The organism is uncultured Ruegeria sp., assembly GCF_947500045.1.
Classification (GTDB): Bacteria; Pseudomonadota; Alphaproteobacteria; order Rhodobacterales; family Rhodobacteraceae; genus Ruegeria.
In genome coordinates this window covers 77,100-98,138 of record NZ_CANMQQ010000007.1, presented here as the reverse complement: position 1 = coordinate 98,138, position 21,039 = coordinate 77,100, and the positions used below count along the sequence as shown (strand labels likewise).

Annotated in this window: 18 protein-coding genes; 11 read left to right on the top strand and 7 right to left on the bottom strand. The window is 54.3% G+C overall.

Translation table 11 applies throughout. The annotated features are described in order from the left end of the window. Window positions 1–130 precede the first annotated feature (130 nt). Window positions 131–793: a cyclase family protein gene (locus Q1B46_RS13200; protein WP_299948678.1), complete on the top strand. Its 663-nt coding sequence runs from the start codon at window positions 131–133 to the stop codon at window positions 791–793. A 31-nt stretch (window positions 794–824) separates the two neighbouring features. On the opposite strand, the gene Q1B46_RS13195 is transcribed toward Q1B46_RS13200, so the two are convergent. The 5 genes from Q1B46_RS13195 to Q1B46_RS13175 are packed head-to-tail and all read right to left on the bottom strand — an operon-like array spanning window position 825 to window position 6,445. Next, window positions 825–2,747, bottom strand: coding sequence for an alpha/beta fold hydrolase (locus Q1B46_RS13195; protein WP_299948675.1), 1,923 nt, complete (start codon window positions 2,745–2,747; stop codon window positions 825–827). 1 nt (window position 2,748) lies between these two features. Continuing rightward, on the bottom strand, window positions 2,749–3,636 hold the full coding sequence (locus tag Q1B46_RS13190) for a branched-chain amino acid ABC transporter permease (protein WP_299948673.1): 888 nt from the start codon (window positions 3,634–3,636) through the stop codon (window positions 2,749–2,751). Beyond that, complete coding sequence (locus Q1B46_RS13185) at window positions 3,636–4,415, bottom strand: ATP-binding cassette domain-containing protein (RefSeq protein WP_299948671.1); 780 nt, start codon at window positions 4,413–4,415, stop codon at window positions 3,636–3,638. Before Q1B46_RS13185 ends, Q1B46_RS13190 begins: the two co-directional genes overlap by 1 nt. After that, on the bottom strand, window positions 4,408–5,145 hold the full coding sequence (locus Q1B46_RS13180) for an ATP-binding cassette domain-containing protein (RefSeq protein ID WP_299948669.1): 738 nt from the start codon (window positions 5,143–5,145) through the stop codon (window positions 4,408–4,410). Before Q1B46_RS13180 ends, Q1B46_RS13185 begins: the two co-directional genes overlap by 8 nt. A gap of 58 nt (window positions 5,146–5,203) precedes the next feature. After that, window positions 5,204–6,445, bottom strand: a complete 1,242-nt coding sequence (locus Q1B46_RS13175) for an ABC transporter substrate-binding protein (protein WP_299948667.1) — start codon at window positions 6,443–6,445, stop codon at window positions 5,204–5,206. Window positions 6,446–6,606: 161 nt separating this feature from the next. On the opposite strand from Q1B46_RS13175, the gene Q1B46_RS13170 reads away from it, so the two are divergent. Beyond that, a complete protein-coding gene (locus tag Q1B46_RS13170) occupies window positions 6,607–7,332 on the top strand; it encodes an autoinducer binding domain-containing protein (RefSeq protein ID WP_299948665.1) in 726 nt (241 codons plus the stop codon). 838 nt (window positions 7,333–8,170) lie between these two features. Here Q1B46_RS13170 and Q1B46_RS13165 read toward each other — a convergent pair. After that, a complete protein-coding gene (locus Q1B46_RS13165) occupies window positions 8,171–9,148 on the bottom strand; it encodes a LysR family transcriptional regulator (protein ID WP_299666661.1) in 978 nt (325 codons plus the stop codon). Window positions 9,149–9,277: 129 nt separating this feature from the next. On the opposite strand from Q1B46_RS13165, the gene Q1B46_RS13160 reads away from it, so the two are divergent. From Q1B46_RS13160 to Q1B46_RS13130, 7 genes are all read left to right on the top strand, one after another. Next, window positions 9,278–10,285 carry a TAXI family TRAP transporter solute-binding subunit gene (locus Q1B46_RS13160; RefSeq protein ID WP_299948663.1) on the top strand — a complete coding sequence of 336 codons (1,008 nt, stop codon included), beginning with the start codon at window positions 9,278–9,280 and terminating at the stop codon, window positions 10,283–10,285. A gap of 80 nt (window positions 10,286–10,365) precedes the next feature. Beyond that, window positions 10,366–12,579, top strand: coding sequence for a TRAP transporter fused permease subunit (locus Q1B46_RS13155; RefSeq protein WP_299948661.1), 2,214 nt, complete (start codon window positions 10,366–10,368; stop codon window positions 12,577–12,579). 4 nt (window positions 12,580–12,583) lie between these two features. After that, entirely contained in the window at window positions 12,584–13,822 is a 1,239-nt protein-coding gene (locus Q1B46_RS13150) for an FAD-binding oxidoreductase (protein WP_299948659.1), read from the top strand. Window positions 13,823–13,850: 28 nt separating this feature from the next. Then, the gene (locus Q1B46_RS13145; protein ID WP_299948656.1) at window positions 13,851–14,594 is read left to right on the top strand and encodes an aspartate/glutamate racemase family protein; all 744 of its coding nucleotides are present in this window, start codon (window positions 13,851–13,853) and stop codon (window positions 14,592–14,594) included. 100 nt (window positions 14,595–14,694) lie between these two features. Then, window positions 14,695–15,423 (top strand): TSUP family transporter, encoded by a 729-nt coding sequence (locus Q1B46_RS13140; protein ID WP_299948654.1) that lies wholly within the window; start codon window positions 14,695–14,697, stop codon window positions 15,421–15,423. Window positions 15,424–15,484: 61 nt separating this feature from the next. Continuing rightward, window positions 15,485–16,456 carry a D-cysteine desulfhydrase family protein gene (locus tag Q1B46_RS13135; protein WP_299948652.1) on the top strand — a complete coding sequence of 324 codons (972 nt, stop codon included), beginning with the start codon at window positions 15,485–15,487 and terminating at the stop codon, window positions 16,454–16,456. Between the two features lie 362 nt (window positions 16,457–16,818). Beyond that, a complete protein-coding gene (locus Q1B46_RS13130; RefSeq protein WP_299948650.1) occupies window positions 16,819–17,184 on the top strand; it encodes a VOC family protein in 366 nt (121 codons plus the stop codon). A gap of 132 nt (window positions 17,185–17,316) precedes the next feature. Here the strand turns inward: Q1B46_RS13130 and Q1B46_RS13125 are convergent, their stop codons facing one another. Continuing rightward, window positions 17,317–18,228, bottom strand: a complete 912-nt coding sequence (locus Q1B46_RS13125) for a LysR family transcriptional regulator (protein WP_299948648.1) — start codon at window positions 18,226–18,228, stop codon at window positions 17,317–17,319. Window positions 18,229–18,346: 118 nt separating this feature from the next. On the opposite strand from Q1B46_RS13125, the gene Q1B46_RS13120 reads away from it, so the two are divergent. Next, a complete protein-coding gene (locus tag Q1B46_RS13120; protein ID WP_299948646.1) occupies window positions 18,347–19,405 on the top strand; it encodes a dipeptidase in 1,059 nt (352 codons plus the stop codon). A 35-nt stretch (window positions 19,406–19,440) separates the two neighbouring features. Next, a complete protein-coding gene (locus Q1B46_RS13115) occupies window positions 19,441–21,036 on the top strand; it encodes an ABC transporter substrate-binding protein (RefSeq protein WP_299948644.1) in 1,596 nt (531 codons plus the stop codon). Window positions 21,037–21,039 lie beyond the last annotated feature (3 nt).

The following is a 21,039-nucleotide window of genomic DNA, read 5'->3' as shown; positions in this document are numbered from 1 at the left end:
CTCGGTCAAAGACAGGATGTTGTAGCGACGGAACTTTTTCAAAGCAGCACCCGCATCGACTGTTGCCGTGGCAGCGACGGGAACCACGGCTCCTGCGGCATTAGCGCGGGGCCACGGAAGCATTGAGGATATGACCTACACGCTGCATCCCAACTTCCCGACATACTTTGGCGAGCCGCAGTTTTCATTCGAGCAATTGTTCAACTACGCCGAACACATTTTCAATCTGAACCAGATCACGGTGAACGAACATACCGGCACCCATATCGACGCGCCGTTGCATTTCTCCGAAGATGGAGCATCGGTCGATGAAATCGCTGTATCCAATCTAATCGCCCCGCTTTGTGGGGTCGATATCGCAGCCCGGGCTGCCGACGATGCAGATACGCGTGTGACACCGGGCGACATCCGGGCGTGGATCACGACCAATGGCGACATCCCGGATGGTGCTTGTGTGGCAATGCATTCCGGCTGGGCAAACAAGGTTGATACGGATGGCTTCCGCAACTTTGATGGTGAAGCGCAGCACTATCCGGGCTTCCATGTCGAAGCCGCACAGATGCTGATCGAAGAAACAGGTGCGCGTTCCATTGCAGTGGACACGCTGTCGCTGGACCACGGCATCTCGGCTGACTTCGCAACCCACTACGCTTGGCTCCCGACAGGGCGTTTTGGGATCGAGAATATTGCGGGATTGGATCGCGTGCCAGCAGCCGGTGCCACATTGGTCATTGGCGCACCAAAACATGCGGGGGGCACTGGTGGCTCAGCCCGCATCTTTGCAATGGTGTGATTAAACACTGAGCGGGCCTCTCAGGGCCCGCTCAATGACCCAAGCCTGGGTCACGATCTATCTCCCTGTCAATTTCGCGGGTGTTTTCCTTCTCGTCGCCGCGATCCCGCTCTGCATCATGCAGGAAAGCCAGAAGACGCATGTTGAATTCATCAGGTTTGTTGAAAAACGGCGCATGTTTGCCACCCGGAATATCCTGGGGGATGCCCCGCCACAGGTTTCCATAGCGCAGACGCGCGATGTAATCGTGGTTCAGGAACGGGTCATCGCTTCCACTCAAGAGTGCGAAAGGAAATTTGCCTTGGCTGAGCATGCGCATCTGCCTTGGCCAGTCGATGATGCCCAGCTTACCAATCATATACAGCCGTGCCCGACCGTCGGTTCGACGCAAATTACGATGGAGGAAGGCAGAGTCTTCGGATACCGGTGCGGTCGCGCTGTTCCCAAAATCGGATGCCTCTTGTCGTGAAAAGTACTGTTTACTCGCCAGCACAAGATGGGAGTCAGGGTTGTAGCCCCGTCCGAAATCAATCGGTACCTGATTGAGGGGCGGGGTTCCGGCAATTGCCAAGGCCTGCACCTCGACATTCGCCCGCGCAGCCAGCTCAAGGCCCACATACCCGCCAAGCGACCATCCAATTACGCGGACATCCGCCACATTGCTGTCCTCCAGAACGGCCTCTGCAATCTCGGCATAGGCGGCAATGTTGTAGGCTGTTTCCGGATCACCATTCGACGACACACCATGCCCGGGAAAATCAAAGGAGATCACGCGGTACATGTCGCGAAAGGCGTGGAATTGTTTGTAAAATGCTTCTTTACAGGCAGAGTTACCATGCAGGAACAACAGCGCGGGTTTCCCTTTGTCACCGGTATCTGCGATGGCAATCAATCCATGCCGTGTTTCGATGAAGCGTTCTTTAGCGTTCAAACGATCTTCCCGCGCCCGGACCTCGCGTCTACGCCAGCGGGCCAAAAGGGATGTGCGCAGCGCATCTACGGCTTCACGGAGTTCTTGCACCGCAGCCCAAAGACCACCGGGATAGAACACCACAACAAGAATAATGGCAGAAGCAATGATGATGTTTTGCCACGCACCAAAGCCAGCTAGCCATTCGGAGAGCACTGAAATGACAAAGGCAGCAATTACAGGCCCCCAGATAGTGCCGGTTCCGCCGACCAGCAGGATCGACAGCAACACCGTCAAAAACCCGATGCCAAACGCATCCGGCGAAGCGACCCGCAGGTAGGCCGCGTAAAATGCACCGGCCATCCCGGTGAAAACGGCACTTGCCATCAATGTCAGCGCGCGCGTTCGCGCCTCGGATACGCCACGGGCAATAGCGTAGTATTTGTTGTCCCGCAGCGCCACAATGGCCCGGCCAAGGCGCGAGCGTGTGAGCAGATACAGAAATGCCAGGTTCGCCACCAGCAATCCCAACCCCACAAAATAATATCCGATCCGCCCATCCTTGGACAAACGATAGTCGCCGATTTTCAAGGTCGGCAGCGTCACCATGCCCGAGGTTCCGCCGGTAACATCAGACCACGAAATCACAATAAAATAGATCAATTGGCTGAGCGCGATGGTCACAAGGATCACGTAAATGCCGTCCAGCCGCAGCACAGGAAGAGAGATCAGTAGCGCAACCAGTGCGGCAGTGCCGCCGCCCGCAAGGATCGACAGCCACGGCGAAAACCCCAGTGTCTTCGCCAGAATGGAATAGGTGTAGATGCCGACAGCAAACAGGCCCACATGGGCAAAGTTAAATAGGCCACCGTAGCCCAGACTCAGATCCCAGCTTGTTGCAACGATGGCAAAGACAAAAGCCAGGATGATCACATGCCGGAAATAGGTAGCCTCGAACACAAACGGATAAGCGATCAGCGCGGCCAGAGCGATCAGCAGGGGCACAAGGCCTTGCGTCTTGTGAAGCGGGGGGTCGTACCGCATATCAGAGCGTCCTTTGATGGTTGCCAAACAACCCTTCGGGCTTGAGCAGCAGCACAACAATCATGGTTATAAACAGCACCGCGGGTGCCCAGTAGAGACCCAAAACGTAGATTGAAAACGCTTCCAGCATGCCGATGATAAAGGCGGCATAAAGTGGGCTGGAGAACCGCGCGACCCCACCAAAAATCACCACGATCAGAGCTTTCATAAGCGGCTCCGTACCCATCTCAGGGTTCATGAAACGGATTGTGCCCACGAATACACCAGCCAGGCCCGCCGTCGCAGCCGACAGGCCGAAGGCAATGGCGAAATAAAGCGGCACGTTCAACCCCAGGAGCTCGGCCGCCTCGCGGTTCTGCGATACCGCCCGCATAATGCGTCCGGGTCGCGCATAGCGCAGAAATAGTCCGAGCCCCAGCAAGATCGCCAGAACCAGCGCCAGAAGGATAATCTCGCTTGTGGCCAGGCTGATTTGGCCCAAGGCAACCTCTCCGCTGCCCAGAGACGGAATTTGCTTTGACCGCGGCCCCCAGATCAACAGCAGCCCATTTTCCAGAATGGCTGACGCTGCCAAGGTTGTGATAACCGAGATCAGGACCACATCCGCGCGCCGCTCGAAGGGTTTGACCAGCAAAAAATACATCAAGGCGCCGACGGCAAACATCACTGCCAAGGTCAGCAGGATTGCCGGAAAGAGCGGCAAGCCCCAAGCATCCACGCTTGAAAACTGCCAGGCGATATAGGCCCCAAGCGCAATAAACGCCCCATGTGCGAAATTGAAAATGCCAAGTGTCGTCCAGACCAACGACAGCCCGGTCGCCATCAGCGCATAGAGCGCACCCAGGACAATGCCACCTTGCAGGACTGAAGAAAGTGTTGCTGCATCCATCAGTGATATTCCCCGAACAAGAGCGCCATCAACCCGTCATGGTCTGGCATTTCGGCATGGGTCATGCGGCCTGAAATACGCCCGTGGTCGAACAGATAAAGCGTGTCGATGATCTGTTCGAGAAACCCAACATCTTGATCAATCAGAATGATTGGCATTCCAGTTTTTCGCACTGTCAGAATTGCATCGCACAGTTCCTGCCGGATTTTTGGTGACAGACCAAGCGTGGGTTCATCAAGGATCAGCAGGCGCGGCGCTGAGAGCAAGCCAGCGGCAACCGAGACCATCTGCCGCTCTCCTCCAGACAGGAATCGGATCTTGTGATCGCCCCGTTCTGCGACGCACGGGAATAGCCCGCGGACCTGTTCCAAGCTCCAACCCTCTCGCCCTTTGGCCGCTCCGGAAGAGATTGACAGCGTTTCGCCAACTGTCAGTTCGGGGAACAAGAGGTTGCCTTGCTGAACGTGGATCAAACCGGCGCGCGCCACGGTCTTGGGGTCCATACGCCTGCGCGTGACCGCGTCATAGTTGAAGTTGCGCCATTTGCGGCTGCCCCGTTCGCCCACGCGATTCATCAGCTCACCGTGAAATCGGATGGAGCCTGACCATGGGTCGATCAGGCCACTCAGCGTTTTCAGGAACGTGGTCTTACCGTGACCATTCGGGCCAAAAATGCCGATGCTCTCACCTTTGTGCAAAACCAGATCAATGTCCTGAAATATCTGCACAGGATCATATCCGCCTGAAAGGTTTTCGACCTGAAGCGCGGGATCAGACATATGCACCCCCCAGATAGGCTTCGACCACCTCCGGGTCTTTGATGACATCACCCGGCAGCCCCTGCGCAATGACCTGCCCCTGATCGAGAACCAGAAGCGTGTCTGACACCTCCATCAGCAGCGAGAGCACATGTTCGATGAGCACAATCGCGATCCCCTCTCCGCGTATGGCTAGGATCACCTCTTTCATGTTGTCAATTTCGGGCCCGGTCAGGCTGGAGGCCGGTTCGTCCATCAACAGCACACGTGGCTTTAGTGCCAGTGAGGAGGCGATCATCAACAACTTGCGGTAATAAACGGGTAAATTGCCCGCCAACATGTTGTGCATTGTGGGCGGATACCCGACTAGGTCGAGCATCTTTTCCGCCCGCGCGACTTTCTGCGGAAAGCCCAAAGCCCGCGCCTGGCTTTCGACAGCAACCAGCACATTGTCTATCGCGCTGAGGGCGGAAAAGACGTTTTCACGCTGAAAGGTGCGCCCAATACCGGCAAGAGCAATAGCATCGGCACGCAACCTGTGCATCTCGCGCCCTTCGAGCGTCACTGATCCAGCGTTAGCCCCGAAGGGGACGCGCGTAATGATATTGAACAGCGTGCTCTTGCCACTGCCGTTGGGGCCAGCGATCCCGAAAATTTGCCCCGACGTCACATCAAAGCTCACATCCTGAACGGCTTGCAAACCGCCAAAACGCTTGGACATGCCGCGTACGGATAGGATGGGTTCTGTCATGTCTGGAAAATCCTGTTTGCGCCCGCCGGACCAAAAGAGGTGGCGGGGCGCACTGCTTTTAGTTTTCAGAAATCCAGGGCGGCAGGCGGAATTCACCATTGGCATAGATATCCGGGCCAACCATGACGCGCTCGCCATCCCAAAGCTGCCAGAACGACACCGGGATGTAGTCATTGCTTTGCAGCGCTACATGGGTTTCAGGATCAAACTCCACATTGCCCGCGGCTGTTGCGACCTTGGTTTCGCCAATGGCCACACCGATGCCGTCGTGATCGGTCGGATCGCCCACTTTCTCCAATGCAGTGAAGTACATGTTGGTCATCTCATAGAGGCCGACACCGTAAGCACCGGAATCGAAACCAAACTTATCGCGATACTGCTGCATCAGTTCCTTTCCACGTGGCCATTTTGGGGAATCCAGCGGTCCGTTGATCAGGTTGTAGAGAACACCGTTGGACTGTTCGCCGGTCAGCTCGACAAATTCCGGCACCGATGGCGCATATTGCAGGAACATCAGGCTATCGGTCGGGTTTTCCAGAAACTGTTTTAGGAACAGTGCCGAATTGCCGGGGATGTAATCCGTGTTGATTACCAGATCGGGGTTCGCCTGGTTCACCTTTGCAAGGATCACTTTCCAATCGCTCACCTCGCCAAACGGGACCAATTCGTCAACAACAACATCCCAACCACCTTCGGAGAAACTGATTTTCATCCCCTCGGAAATCGTCTTGGAATAAGGGTTGTCCGAACTGATGATCGCGACGGTTTTGCCGTCGATGCTGACCTTTCCGGCGTCCGCAAGCTCTTGAACCATTGGCAAAACGTCGGTCTCATAGCCCTTGAACGACGCCGTGTAGGACCAGCAACAGTTGTATGCATCTGGGTCCTGGCTGACGATGGCGGCAAATCCCGGACTGGGGCCTGCAGCAATGTAGGGCATGTTCTCTTCGGCCATCAGATCGACCTCGAACATAGAAAGAGACGCGTAGCCCGTCAGGATCACCTCGACCCCGTCGGTCCCAAGCAGGCGCTCAACCGCGCTGGAGACGTTGGCCGCAGAGTGGTCCTTGACGTCCGCCACTTCGATTTCGAATGTGTAGCCCGCGACACCGCCCTTGGCATTCGCTTCTTCTACCGCCCATTCCACACCGCGAATGAATTCCTCACCATCCGAGGCGGTCGCGCCGGTCAAAGGTGCCAGGACACCGATTTTTGTTATTTCCGCCGAGGCAGCCCCCAGCGTCATCAAAGTGAAGCAGGTCGCCAAACCCGTTGATCGAAGCAGTTGGCTCTGCGCCATTCGCTTACCCTCCCATTTTGAGTTGTTTTCGTTTGACGCATCACGGTGCGACGGAGGCGGGAAGTTCACAACTGGCAAATCTTGCAATATGGATACCTTTACCCCTACACTTTCACGTAGGGGGATGTCTGCCGGGGCAGACCATAGTAGTGAGTCTTTCCATGCCGAAGCTTGGTGAAATCAACGACTACGATGCGCCTTGGCCCAAAATGTGGGAAGGTTTTGAGGCCGGAATCGTCGACTTTCTGAAAAAATTTGACCTGAGCTACTACAGCTATGTTCAGATCCAGAATTCGCAAACGCAACCGATCTCGGGCACGATTGATTTCAAAGCGAACTACGAGCCTGAATGGATCAGTCGATACTGCAACCGCAGATACGATCAGGTTGATCCAGTCTGCCACTTGGCCAAGCGCGCGCGATCCCCGTTTTGTTGGGGCACCAAACAGTTTCTTTCCGCCTTTCCAAAACAACAAAGGCAGGTGTTCTGGGAAGGTCGTGACTATGGCATCTACTACGGTCTCTCGATTCCTGTGCGTGGTATAGACGGGCAAGTTAGTGTTGTTTCGTTCACAGGGAAAAGCAGAAAATCCTTGGGCGACGTGATCCACGACCAAGGGTCCAAGCTTCACGTCGCAGCCTATCAGATTTGCGACTATCTAACGCCAAAATTGGAGCCGGAAACACTCCAGGCATCTTTGCTAACAATTCGCGAACGAGAGTGCCTTATCTGGGTATCACAGGGACTTACCAGCGAAGAAATCGCTGAACGTATTTTTTTGTCCGTGTCGACGGTTAACTATCATTTAGGCAATGTCGTATGTAAACTTGACGCCAGGAACCGGCATCATGCCGCTCTGTTAGCCTTGTCTCGGCGTCTCATCTGACCAGTTTCGAGAATTGGTAGGATCCTTCTGTTGTTTGATTTTGCCCTACAACTCAATGACTGAAGCTTGGATCACCATCTATTTCGCCGTCGGTCTCACGCTTGTTTTCCTCCTCCTCGGTCCTGCGCCACAACATACAAAACACGCTGTTCGTGCTTTGAGCGCCGTGCTTCACGTTCACCCGTACAGACTGACGCGCCCAGAAAACCTGATCAACAATGTTGATGCCCTTTTCTTCAACAAGGACAAAAAAAAGGCAGAATTGTCGAGCCACTGTGGGTCGGCGTCAGGGGTCTGTTGCGCATACGGATTGAAGCCTTCGTGTAGTGATCGAAGCTTCCAAGGCCCCGTCCCGGCAAATGCTTCTATGAGGGCGGCTCGAAGTGCTTCCAGCATTTAGTCTGTTGCGGGGCCGTCTTAGAGCGCTGCCATGATGCGAAGCTGATCTAAGAAACTGTCTGCGTTCACCGGGGGGACTCTAAACGATACCTGAAAGCAATCTAGGGTGGAAAAAGAACCTCGACAAATCAGGTAAACAGACCTTCGTGCATAGGTGGCAAAATAGCGTTTTGTCCCGCTTAATGTGAGTTCGGCTGTTGCCAGATTTTGCTCCCGCAGCGAAAGTCTGGTTCGGTGAAGCTGCATCGCGACGTGGCCTGACCCAATGAACGGCAGCTTTGGGCCGTCCTTATATCAGTTTTTGCGGGGCAGGGCGTTTTGCTGCAACGGCACCGAGGTCAGCATCAAGTCCAGAGTAACGGATGCTGCAACATGCATGAATGCCGGCTTTTGGTCACGCAGTAGCCAAACACAAAAATTGGTTTTCAGATCGTAAGGTCTATAGTGATCTATTATGATCTGTCCCTGCTTCATCTATCCAAAAGGAAAGGGGGTTTGCCTTCACACCATCCAACATCCTCAACACTTCTGCCTTCCATCCCGCTTTGGTCTGTAATGCCAATTGGGACGGTGGTCGGTGGTTTGGTTCGAGGATGGCATACTCATATCTGAGCGGTTTCGTGAAGGGTAAGAAAACCACTTTGCCATTCGAGAAGTTAAGCTCACGCTCAGTCGCAACTGTCAGCGGATCTACGATGCTGCAACATTGTCCTGAACTCACAAAGGGGATTAAGGGCAGAAAGTACTGGCAAGTTACCGTTGGGTTGTATTCAGCGGCAACAATTTCAAACTCCTGCCGGATTTTTCGTTGAAACGGGTGGGAAGGATGCAGGCCGCCCATTGGCGTTCCATCCAGGTCCGATAAGGCCAAGCTCTGGCGCGATGAAAGCGGATGATCGCGATCAAGGGCACAGAAGCAATCTGCCTGGATAAGCTCGGCGGAATATTGGGGTTCTTTACCGGTTGAATGCTCGAAGTCAGCAAAGCCGAAGTCGATGTTTTGTGATCCCGCAAGCTCCATAATCTGAGGTGAGCTGCGAGTGGAAAGTGTTATGCGAATTTCGGGGTTTTCGCCAACTGACTGGCTTATGAAACGCGGGAACAAAAAGGCAGATGGACCAGGCATCGTCGCAATATTCAAGCTTCCGGCATGCCCTTTGATGAGGCCTTCCATGGTGTTGGAGATCGACGCGAGGCGGTCAAGAATGCCTGTCGTTTCTGCCAATAGATAATGCGCTTCGGGAACCGGCACCAAACGCCGTCCATTACGTTCGAACAGCATCAGGCCCAGAGACTTTTCAAGGTTTTTCAACGCAAGACTGATCGCAGGCTGCGTTCGATTCAGTTTCTTGGCTGTTTGAGAGATGGAGCCGGTCTCCATCACCTCACGAAATACAGTTAGCTGGGTCAGGTTCATAAGTATAAGTATAAGTAAAAGTTTAGTTTAGTGAAATATAACAAATTTGTATTTATGTAATTTGTCTCTACGCTTGCAGGATCGAAGTTTGGGAAAACCGAAACCGAAATTCCAACAAGGGAGATAACAATGAAAATTGTAAAATGCTTGACTGGTCTAGCATTGGCGGGCGCGCTGGCTGCACCTGCGCTGGCGCAGGATCCGACCTTTTTCCGTATCGGCACCGGTGGTGCTGGCGGCACCTACTTCCCCATCGGTGGCACCATCGCCAATGGTATCTCAGCGCCTCCGGGCTCACGCCCGTGTGAAGAAGGTGGCCAGTGCGGTGTTCCGGGGCTGATCGCAATTGCGCAATCCACCACCGCGTCGGTCTTTAACAACGCGGCCGTTGAAAACGGTGAGCTTGAGGCGGGTCTTGCTGCAGCTGACGTCACGCGTTCGATGTATCTGGGAGAAGGAAAATTCGAAGGCAAACCGCATCCCAAGCTGCGCATCGTGGCCAACCTGTTCCCCGAAGACCTGCACCTTGTTCTGCCGGCCGGGTCGACGATCAACGATCTGAGCGATCTGGAAGGTAAACGCGTTGGTATCGCGCAAGCTGGTTCTGGCACGCAGGTAGCCGTTTTGCAGATGCTTGATGCCTGGGGTGTCAATCGTGACAACATGGACGAAGCCGAACTTAACAACAGCCAGAGCGCCGAGCGGCTGGCCGATGGTCAGCTTGACGCCTATTTCTATGCTGCTGGCTGGCCGGTCGCTGCGATGGTGCAACTATCTTCGACCAAAGGCATGAACCTGCACTCGTTCAGCGATGAGGATCTGGCCAAGATCAATGAAATCATTCCGGCCTATATCCCTTCAGCGATCCCTGGCGGTGTCTATGAAGGTATTGACGCTGATACGAAGACCCCCGCAGTAAGCGCGATGCTGGTTGTATCCTCGGACCTGTCCGATGATCTGGTCTATCAGATGACCAAAGCTCTGTGGAATGACAACACTCGCAAGCTGCTGGATAACGGCCATGCTAAGGGCAAGCAGATCACACCGGACACGGCGTTGGACGGCGTCGAGGCGCTGGGTGTTCCGCTACATCCGGGTGCCGAGAAGTTCTACAAAGAAGCCGGGCTTCTTCAGTAATTCTATCTCACGAAACTTAATTGTCCGGTGCTCAGATCTGAGCACCGGGTACTCAAAATACGCGCAATCAGGGGGCCATCATGTCCGAGACACAAAAGCTTGATGACCACGAGCTGACAGCCGAGGAACTGGCTGCAATCGAAGAACAATTCGACGAAGGCGCCGCCGTCCGGCAGGTAACTCCGACAACCGGAATTGTTCTGCGCGTCGTGGCCCTGATCTTTGCATTCTACGAATTTTTCACAGCCGGGTTCGGCCTGCCTGCCGATCACTGGCACATGGGCATTTATCTGGCCCTGCTGTTCATTCTGGTCTACGCGACAATCCCGATTATCGGGGCCAAAAGCCTGTATGCGCTTAAAGTAAGCCGGTTTCGCATAGGCAACATCCCACTATACGACTTGGTCTTCATGGTGCTGGGGACCATCGCAGCGCTGTATGTTGGCGTCGCCTGGCGCGGCATTCCTTTTCTGGGTATCGAGGAACAGACGTTCCGCATGGGTAACCCCAACACATTTGATGTGGTGTTAGGCGTGATCATCATCCTGCTGGTGCTGGACATCGCGCGCCGCACTTTGGGTTGGGTGTTGCCGCTAATCATCTGCGTCTTTATTTCATACGCCCTGCTTGGGCCGTACTTCCCCGGATTGCTGCAACATCCCGGCGTGAATTTTAAAACCTTCGTGTCGTCGATGTATTTCCCGCAGGAAGGCATCTACGGCGTCACCCTTTGGGTTGTTTCGACCATCGTGTTCCATTTCGTGCTGTTTGGCGTGATCGCGCAACGCACGGGGTTGGGGCAGCTATTCATCGATAATGCAACTATTTTGGCGGGCCGTTATACCGGCGGTCCGGCAAAAGTGTCGGTGGTATCCTCGGCCTTCTTCGGCACGATCTCAGGTTCTTCGGTGGCCAACACCGTATCAACCGGCGCGCTGACAATTCCCAACATGAAGCGTCTAGGATACCCCGGCCACTTTGCGGGCGGTGTCGAGGCCGCATCTTCGGCTGGGGGACAGATCACGCCGCCAATCATGGGGGCAGCCGCCTTCATCATGGCCGAATTCCTCGAGGTTCCCTACACCACGATCGTGATTGCAGCGATCTTTCCGGCCCTTCTGCACTATGTTGGCGTCTTTGCCGTGGTGCACCTGATGGCGCGCAAGCTGAACTTGAAAGGTCTGACCAAAGAGCAGCTACCTCAGTTCAAGGCGGTTTGGGCCGAAGGCTGGGTCAATATAGTGCCGCTGATCGGATTGTTGGTGGTCTTGTTCACTGGATATACGCCCTTCATGTCGGCCTTTTGTGGCATCTCGCTTGCCGTGATCGCTGGCATGTCGCGACTGAAGCACCCACCGACACTGATTTACGCAGCAGCGTTTCTGGCCTTTGTGTTGTGGAAATTCTCAGACGGTGGCTTTGACCTGACCATGACGGCAATCCTGTGCGGTTTGACAGTCGTCGCGACGCTGAACCCGCAGAAACGCATCGAAGTGCCCGAGATGCTGCAAGCGGTCGAGTTGGGCGTTAAATACTCGCTGGCCGTTGGCGCGGCGGCCGCAGCCGTGGGAATCGTGGTTGGAGTTATCAACACAACTGGTATCGGGTTTCGCATCGGTTTCATGGTGACGCAAGGCGCGGGAAATCTGGCGTCGGATCTGTACAATATGATTTCGCTTGGCAGTTTCCAGTTTTTTGCCATTGAAGATCTTCAATTGTTCATCTCGCTGGTTTTCATTGCCATCGTTTGCATTCTGATGGGCGCGGGCATCCCTACAACTGCGCTCTACATCATGTTGGTATCCGTCGCGCAGCCCGCACTGGCGCAGTTGGGCGTACCACCCATCGCCAGTCACCTGTTCGTGCTTTACTACGGTGTTGTGTCAGAGATTACGCCACCGGTCTGTACTTCAGCCTATGCCGCAGCGGCCATTGCCAATTCAAACCCATTCCGAACAGGACTATCTGCTTTTACCCTCGGCTTGGGAAAAGTGATCGCGCCCATGGCCTTTGTCTATGCGCCGGTGCTGCTGTTCGTATCCTCAACCGGGTTTAACCTGTGGGAGTTCACATATACCGCGACCAGTTGCATCGCGGGGGTCATTGCCCTGTCGGCGGCTGTGGTTGGGTATTGGTTGAGCCCGCTGAATATCGCATCACGCATTCTGATGGCCATCGCGGGTATCATCTTTGTAGCCCCATCCCTGACCGCCGACCTGATCGCGCTGGCCGTGGCGTCACCGGTGATCATCACCCAACTGATCGCGCGCAACCGCAGTCATACCCCGGCCTGAGAGGATGACCGAACAAGTCACCATCATCGGCGCAGGGATCGTCGGCATTTGTTGCGCGTTGTCGTTACAGGAACGCGGCATACCGGTTCGACTGATCGATCGAGGTGAGCCAGGGCAAGAAACCTCATTCGGGAATGCGGGCGTAGTTTCACCATGGTCGATCATTCCTCAGGCGATGCCAGGCATTTGGAAATCACTGCCGCAGATGCTGCTGGACCCCAAAGGCGCGCTTTCGGTCCGAGCCAGTTTCTGGCCAAAAATGATACCTTGGGGGCTGCGGTTTTTGGGAAATTCCGGCGAAAGGTCGGTACGCGAAATCTCGGACGCGATGGAGCTTTTGTGTCGCCCGTCTATCGACCTGTATCGTCGTCACCTTCAAGGCACCGGGCACGAAGACCTGATTACAGACAGTTACTATGTTCACGCCTTTCGCCACCGGGAGCAGGCTGATCTGAATGGGCTTGGATATCTGATCCGCCAGGAAAAAGGAGGTGATCTGGTGCTTGTCGATGGTGTCGAGTTACGCCGCCTGGAACCTGCACTGTCAGAGGAATTCAAAGCCGCGGTTGTGATCAAAGGTCAGGCACGCGTAACCTCTCCAGGACGCATCGGGGCAATCCTGGCGGAAAAAGCGGGCATGCAAGGGGCCGAGATCGTACAAACCGAAGTCTCCAAGTTGATCCAGACCCAAGATGGAAGTTGGCAGATTACAACGTCACAGGACACGCTGCACGCCCCCAGGCTTATACTTGCTGCTGGGGTGTGGTCCGCCGACCTGCTGAAACCGTTTGGGCTGCCAGTGCCCCTTGTTGCCGAGCGCGGCTACCACGTTGAATTCCCGAACTCTTCAGTCCAATTGAACAACTCGGTCATGGATGTGGACGCAAAGGTCGTCGCAAGCTCGATGCTGGGCGGCCTGAGAGTCGCTGGCACGGCCGAATTTGGCAGCGTCGATGCGCCCGCTGATCCGCGCAAGAAAGAAATCCTGACCGAACAGGCAAAGGCGATGTTGCCAGACCTCGAAACAAGCGAGGCACGATTCTGGATGGGTCGACGGCCATCATTTCCGGACAGTTTGCCCGCAATCGGGCTGATCAACGGCTCAGACGGGCTGTATGCCGCGTTCGGACATTCACATTACGGGCTGATGATGGCCCCGAAAACCGGTGAGCTTGTGGCGGATCTTGTGTCCGGTCACAGCCCGAACGTCGATATGGCGCCGTTTTCGTTGGCTAGGTTTTGAACACTCAAGTTAGAAGGGTCTGATAACAATGCCAATTTACCAAGGCGGTCAGAATATATGCGGCGCGTCGATCGGTGTTCTGTGCCTTGAAAGTTATTTTCCAAAACCGCCGGGCCATATCAAGAACCCATCCAGTCTGCCATTTCCGGTCCTGTATGAGATGATCGATGGCGTGACTGTCCCGACCTTGCTGAACAATCCTACGCCCGAATTGCTGACCCCCTTCATTGAAGGAGCCAAGCGGCTTGAGGCTGAGGGTGTTCGTGCCATCACCGGCAGTTGTGGCTTTTTAGCCTTGTATCAAAAGGAACTGGCAGCAGCGGTTTCCGTTCCTGTTTTTGCATCCAGTCTGATCCAGGTGCCGCTAGCCTTTCACATGACCGGGGCCAATGCACCGGTGGGCGTGCTGACTGCGGATGCATCGGCACTGACGCCCAGGCATTTTGAAGGTGTCGGTGCAGCCGGTGTTCCTGTGGCAGTGAAGGGCTTGGAAGGTACATCAGAATTCGCCGAGGTGATCTTGCGAAATACACGAACGAGGATGGATACTGATCTGATCGAGGCCGAGGTCTTGGATGCCGCTCGCAGTCTGATGCTTGAAGCTCCGGATATTCGGTCATTGGTATTGGAGTGTACAGATCTGCCGCCATATGCCGCGCGCCTTCAGGAAGAACTGCGGATTCCCATTTTTGACCTTACGACACTGACGCATATGGCGCATTCTGTAGTCGCTCGGATACCTTACTCTGGAATGATGCCCTGGCAGCGCTGACCGCGCCGTGCCGTAGGTGGGTTGGAATTGAAGTAGACCTCAGCTGGTCAATCAAGGTACCTGTGGCCCTGCAACAATCCCCCGATCCATAGGAGTTAGAGTGCCCGCTGAACTGTACATCCTGATGACCGCTATTTGCGTTGGCGCCATGCTGCAAGTCGGGGTTGGCATCGGATTTAGCATCATTGCGGGGCCACCCATGATGATTATGCTTGGCACGCCGACGGCGGTTCCCATTTTGCTTCTGCTAAACACCGTTGTGTCAGCGGTGGCAACGGACCGGCATGTTCTGAAAAACAATCGGCGGATAATCGTCACTGCGGTCATTGGATGCTGCGTTGGAGTGGCTGCTGGCCGCATTGTTTATCCCCTTTTGAGCGAGGCGTTTGTTCTCGCCCTGACGGCCTGCCTGTTGTTAATCGGCTTGATTACAACCTTGCTCCCCTTGCGTGGCTCAATTGGAAACGTCGGGTTTTCAGCTGTTACCGGATTGTCCGGACTTGCAACTGTATGGGCGGCAACCCCGGGTCCACTTATGGTGTTCGGTTTGATTGCAAAGGGTCGGTCCGCCAAAGAGGTGGCAAAGCTGGTTCAACCAATAGCGCTGGTGGCATATGGCATCGCATTTTTGTTGCACAATCTGTCCGGGGCACAATCAATCTCGTATGGGTCGTCAGTATGGGGGTTCCTCGCCATAACCTTGATCGGCAGTTTACTTGGCCGTGCGACAGGTCCCTACCTGCCACAGGCGGTCGTCATAGCAGCGATCCGCGTGGTTTCACTGATCGCTTGCTGTGTTCTGTTCCATCGCGCCTATATGACAGCGTAATCTCAAAGGTCACACGATGATACGAAACGACAATCTGCACAGATTTCCACGTGCCCAACTCATGTCTGGCCCAACACCCTTGGTGCGCCTGGACAACATATCGGCCGAGCTGGATATCGATCTCTGGCTAAAACGTGATGATCTGACCGGGCTTAGTTTTGGTGGCAACAAAACACGGCAGCTTGAATTTTATCTTGGAGATGCGCAGCAAAAGGGCGCTGATACCATTCTGATCACGGGCGCAGTTCAGTCCAATTTTGTGCGATCTGCAGCATCCGCCGCGGCCAAACTGGGCATGCAATCGGTGCTTCAGTTGGAAGAGCGTGTGCCGGACATGGGCTCAGAATATTATGTGTCCGGGAATGTACTTCTGGCACAAATCCTGGGTGCCGAGCAAATGAGCTACCCCGAGGGTGAAGACGAGTCCGGAGCGGACGCGGCATTGCATTCGCGCGCCGACGAATTGAAAGCCCAAGGTCGCAAACCTTACGTCATTCACCTTGGCCTGAATCATCCACCCCTAGGAGCCCTGGGTTATGTCGTCGCTGGGCAGGAATTGTACCAGCAGATGCCAGATTTCGATGCGGTCGTTGTCCCGTCAGGCAGCGGCGCGACACATGGCGGTCTGCTAACCGGATTGGCGCTGGAAGAAAGCGTTGCTTCGGTATTTGGGATTTGCGTGCGCCGGGATCGCGAACAGCAAAAGGCTCGAATGAAAACCGTTCTGCAGAATCTTGCGGACTTGCTGGAAATCGACGCCGGTTTTCTACAGGATAGGATTGATGTTTGGGATGAAGCCTTGCCGCCAGGCTATGGCAAAGTGAATGCCAAGACATGCGCTGCATTGGAAAAAATGGCCCGAACCGAAGGGGTTTTTCTAGACCCGGTCTATTCTGCAAAAACGTTCGCCGGTTTGCTGCACCTGGTCGAACGTGGAAAGATAAAACCAGGTGAGAAAGTCGTTTTATTGCACACGGGCGGGTTGCCCGCACTTTTCGGATATCAAAAAGAGCTAGTAGGCAACCCGGCTTGAGGTGTCCAAAGCACAAATCCGGACCAGGGCTATACTTGGCTGTACTTTTAATACCCAAACGATTTTTTTAACCCGTTCCGGCTCGATTTGCGAATACGCAAGGTCAGCTTTGGTTCGCGAGTGGCAACTGAGTTCTACGCTGGGACCGGCAGGATTGTTGCGCGATCTGTGAATTCGCATGGCGAACGATCTTGCGAGCGCAGCGAAAGGCCGGTTTGGTGAAGCCGCATTGCGGCGGCCGCACTTTCGATGAATGTCTCCTTCGGGCCGTTTATAACGACCCAATTGTGATTGGGAATGCACTAACGTATGCAATGACATACTACATTAGTTGGATTGATTTAGTCTCTGGGCTAGGCAAGATGATTGAAGAACTGCATCACATCCAAATTGCTATGCCAAAAGGCAGAGAAAGTGACGCACGCAATTTCTATTGTGGCGTGTTGGGTTTTTCTGAAGTTGAAAAACCCAAAGCGTTGCGCGGTCGCGGAGGAGTTTGGTTTCAATGCCAGAATGTGCGTATTCATCTGGGAGTGGAAGAACCATTTGCACCTGCACTGAAAGCCCACCCGGGCTTTAGAGTAGGTTCACTGGAGAACACTGTTGTTCATCTTAAGGCTGCAGGTGTTGACGTTCGAACTGACATCGACTTACCCGACATCAAGAGAATTTATATCAGCGACCCGTTTGGAAATCGTATTGAACTGCTTGAAGTAGTTGCATCGTAGCGCTCGGCACGAGGATAGCAAAGTCCGCGTTTCCTCCATCCAAAATAACCCGAATGCTTCGCTGGATGGTCGATCTGTACCGCAGTGGCAACCGTGGAAACAAAACCGGATTTGGGTGGGTCTGTACGCATCCTAACTACGATCTGAAAAGGGGTCAGGAGGTGTGTTAAGCCGGAGATGCCGCATAAAGGCGCGGGCGATCCTTGGAACGGGCCTCTGGTCTGAAACCACAAAATGACCTCGATATCGCATGGGGGATTCAAACGGGACAAACGCCAGTTCTGGGGATCGATACATGTACACCGGAAAGGGGTTGATCACCGCCAGGCCCAGACCTTCTCGCGCCATGTCAGCAGCAGCGAAAGAGGTCGAAACTTCTGCGACAATCCTAGGTTCAGCCCTAACCTGGTGCAACAACCGATCAAGCTGCCCGCGTCGCCCATGGCGATATGTCAAGGCGATCAGATCCTGTTCATGAAGGTCGGAAGGCATGAGTGTGCCGCGCGTTGCCAGCGGATGATCTGGTCGCATAACACAAACCGCAGGAGATACCCTAAATGGTATGAGTTTGATGCCCGCACGGCTTTGTTCAACACCGGTTACAGCCAGATCAAAGCGATTTTCTAGGATGCCCAGTGTAACCAATTCAGAAGTGGTTACTTCCAGATTGACGAAAAACCCTGGGTTTGCCCTCAAAAAGCTTGCGATGAGGGAAACAATATATCTATGCGCGTAACTGGGCGGCGCGACCAGACGCAGCGTTTCTTGCACAGCTTCACCCGGTCCATCGATCCGGTCCAAAGCTTCGAACAAGGGATCAAGTCGCATGTTGAGCCTAACGGCCTCCTGAGTTGGGCGTAATCGGCCTGCGTCCCGTTCAAAGAGCATTTTTCCAAGCCGTGATTCAAGATTTCCGATTGAACGGCTGACCGCAGATTGCGAAAGCCCAAGTTGCCGTGCCGCCGCCGCTGTTGTTCCGGCCTGCATGAGTGCTCGCAACGCTTGATATTCCGGAAGCGAATGCCAGCTGCGAGGTTTTCCCATGTCAATGTGGCCTCATGATTCCGTCTATCTCTATGAGTAAAACTCATTGAAATTTTTTGCAATTATGATGAACCCGTCTGTTAGCGTGTATCGAAATGATACTAAAGCATGTGGTGCAATGGTGAAAACGTCTCCGCTGATCTTTGATGGGCATAACGACGTATTGTCGAAACTTGCCTCGGCGGGTGGTTTGTCAGAAGCTGGTCGCTTCATTACAGGACGTGATGGTGCGATTGATCTGGTCAAAGCCCGATGTGGAGGATTTGGCGGAGGTTTCTTCGCGGTCTGGGTTCCATCATCAACGGATTTGGCCGCCAAGATGAAAAAGATGGTCCAGCCAAGCTACGACCTGTCGCTTCCTGATCAGATTGATGCCGAAGATGCCTTGCCTGCCGCGTTGGGCCAGATCGCAATCCTGCTCGAACTAGAGCGTTTGGGCGCATTGCAGGTGGTTCGTTCGGTCGCTGACATCCGGGATTGCATGGCGCAAGGCCGGATGGCCGCCATTTTTCACATAGAGGGTGCCGAGGCGATCGACACTGATCTGCATGCGCTAGATGTTTTTTATGCCGCGGGACTTCGGTCGATTGGGCCGGTGTGGAGCCGACCGAACATTTTTGGCCACGGGGTGCCGCTTAAATTCCCGTCAGCGCCCGATACCGGCGGAGGGTTAACGGATCATGGTCTCAGGCTTGTGCAGCGCTGCAATGCGCTCGGCATCATGCTGGACTTGTCACATCTTACGGAACAAGGTTTTTGGGATGTGGCGCGGTACTCTGACGCTCCATTGGTGGCAACTCATTCCAACGCCCATGCCATATGCCCGCACGCCCGCAATCTGACCGATGATCAACTCCGCACGATTGCTGAAAGTGACGGAATGGTTGGCCTGAATTTTGCCACTGCATTTCTACGCGAAGATGGGCGGATGATTTCCGACGTGCCTTTGACGCAGGTTCTGAGGCACCTTGATCACCTGATTGGTATACTGGGTGAGGATCGGGTCGGGCTCGGGTCGGACTATGACGGGGCAATGGTGCCGGAGGATGTGACAGATGTATCCATGCTGCCCCGACTACGAGATGCCATGGAGCGCCATGGTTATGGTGAAGAGCTCATCAAGAAGCTCTGCCACGAAAATTGGTTACGTGTTCTCGAAAAGACCTGGGGGGCGTGACCGTCGATGAAAGACATAGTGACAGAGAGGACAACATGAACGCATTTAGTAGATTGCTTGCCGGAGCGGCGCTTGGAATGGCGCTGGCCGTGACTTCGACTTCCGCGATGGCAGAAACGCCACCAAACATGCTGGTTATCGCAAATCGCATTGACGACATCACCACACTGGACCCAGCCGAGAGCTTTGAATTTGCCGGGTCCGATGTCAGCAGGAATGTTTATCAGAAACTGGTGAATTTTGACCCGCTGGATTTGGATGCCGGATATCAGCCGGATATTGCCGAAAGCTGGGACGTGTCAGAGGACGGAAAGTCCATCACGTTCAAGATCCGGGACGGGCTGACGTTTCACTCCGGTAACCCAGTGACCGCCGAGGACGTTCAATTTTCGCTGCGCCGCGCGATCATTCTGAACAAAACTCCGGCGTTTATCCTAACACAGTTTGGATTCACACCTGAAAACATCGAGCAAACGATCGTTGCAGATGGCGATACGCTGACCATCACCACGGACAAGCCTTATGCGACATCCTTTGTCCTGAACTGCCTGACCTCTACAATTGGCGGGATCGTCGACAAAAAGACAGTGATGGAGCACGATAAAGATGGCGATTTGGGCAATGAATGGCTCAAAACCAACACGGCTGGATCGGGTGCCTATAGTCTGGTCAGCTGGAAGCCGAATGAAAGCGTAACGCTGAAATCCAATCCTGACTTCTATCTTGGCGCCCCGTCAATGGAGCGTGTGGTCGTGCGCCACGTTCAAGAAAGCGCCAGTCAGCGTCTGTTGCTGGAACGCGGAGATATCGACATTGCCCGCAATCTGAACCCAGAAGATGTGGCAGGGGCCTCAACGGTAGATGGGGTCAAAATTGCAGACGAGCTGAAAGGCCGTCTGATGTATGTATCGCTGAACCAGAAGCACCCGGAACTGAGCAAGCCTCAGGTCCGGCAGGCGTTTAAGTATCTCATCGATTATGAGGGCATGCGCGACAGCTTCCTGAAGGGTCAGTACACGATCCATCAGAACTTTCTACCTCAGACATATCTGGGCGCATCCGACGAGGCCCCGTTTAACTTTGATATCGAGAAAGCCAAATCATTGCTGGATGAGGCCGGTGTAAGCGGACTTGAGATAGAAGTCGGTGTGCGTGAAGCGCAGGAGCGGATCGAAATCGCGCAGGCCATGCAAAACGCGCTGGGACAAGTCGGCATCAAGATGAACATCACCGTCGGGACCGCAAAGCAGATTCTGGCGCGATACCGCGCGCGTGAGCTGGACGTTTATCTTGGGGCGTGGGGACCAGATTACCCCGACCCGCAGACAAACGCTGGTACCTTCGCGTACAACCCGGACAATTCAGATGAGGCCAATGCCACCGGTCTGTTGGCCTGGCGGAATTCTTGGGACACTGATGGTCTGACGGAGAAGACGAACGCAGCCGTTGTAGAAAACGACACAGTAAAACGTGCTGACATGTATAAGACAATTCAGGCAGACTTCCGTGAGACATCGCCTTTTGTCATAATGTTCCAACAAATCGAACAATCGGCAATGCGTGACAATGTGACGGATTTCTCAACCGGTCAGGCGATTACGTCGGCGTCATACTGGCAGGTGACCAAATAAATG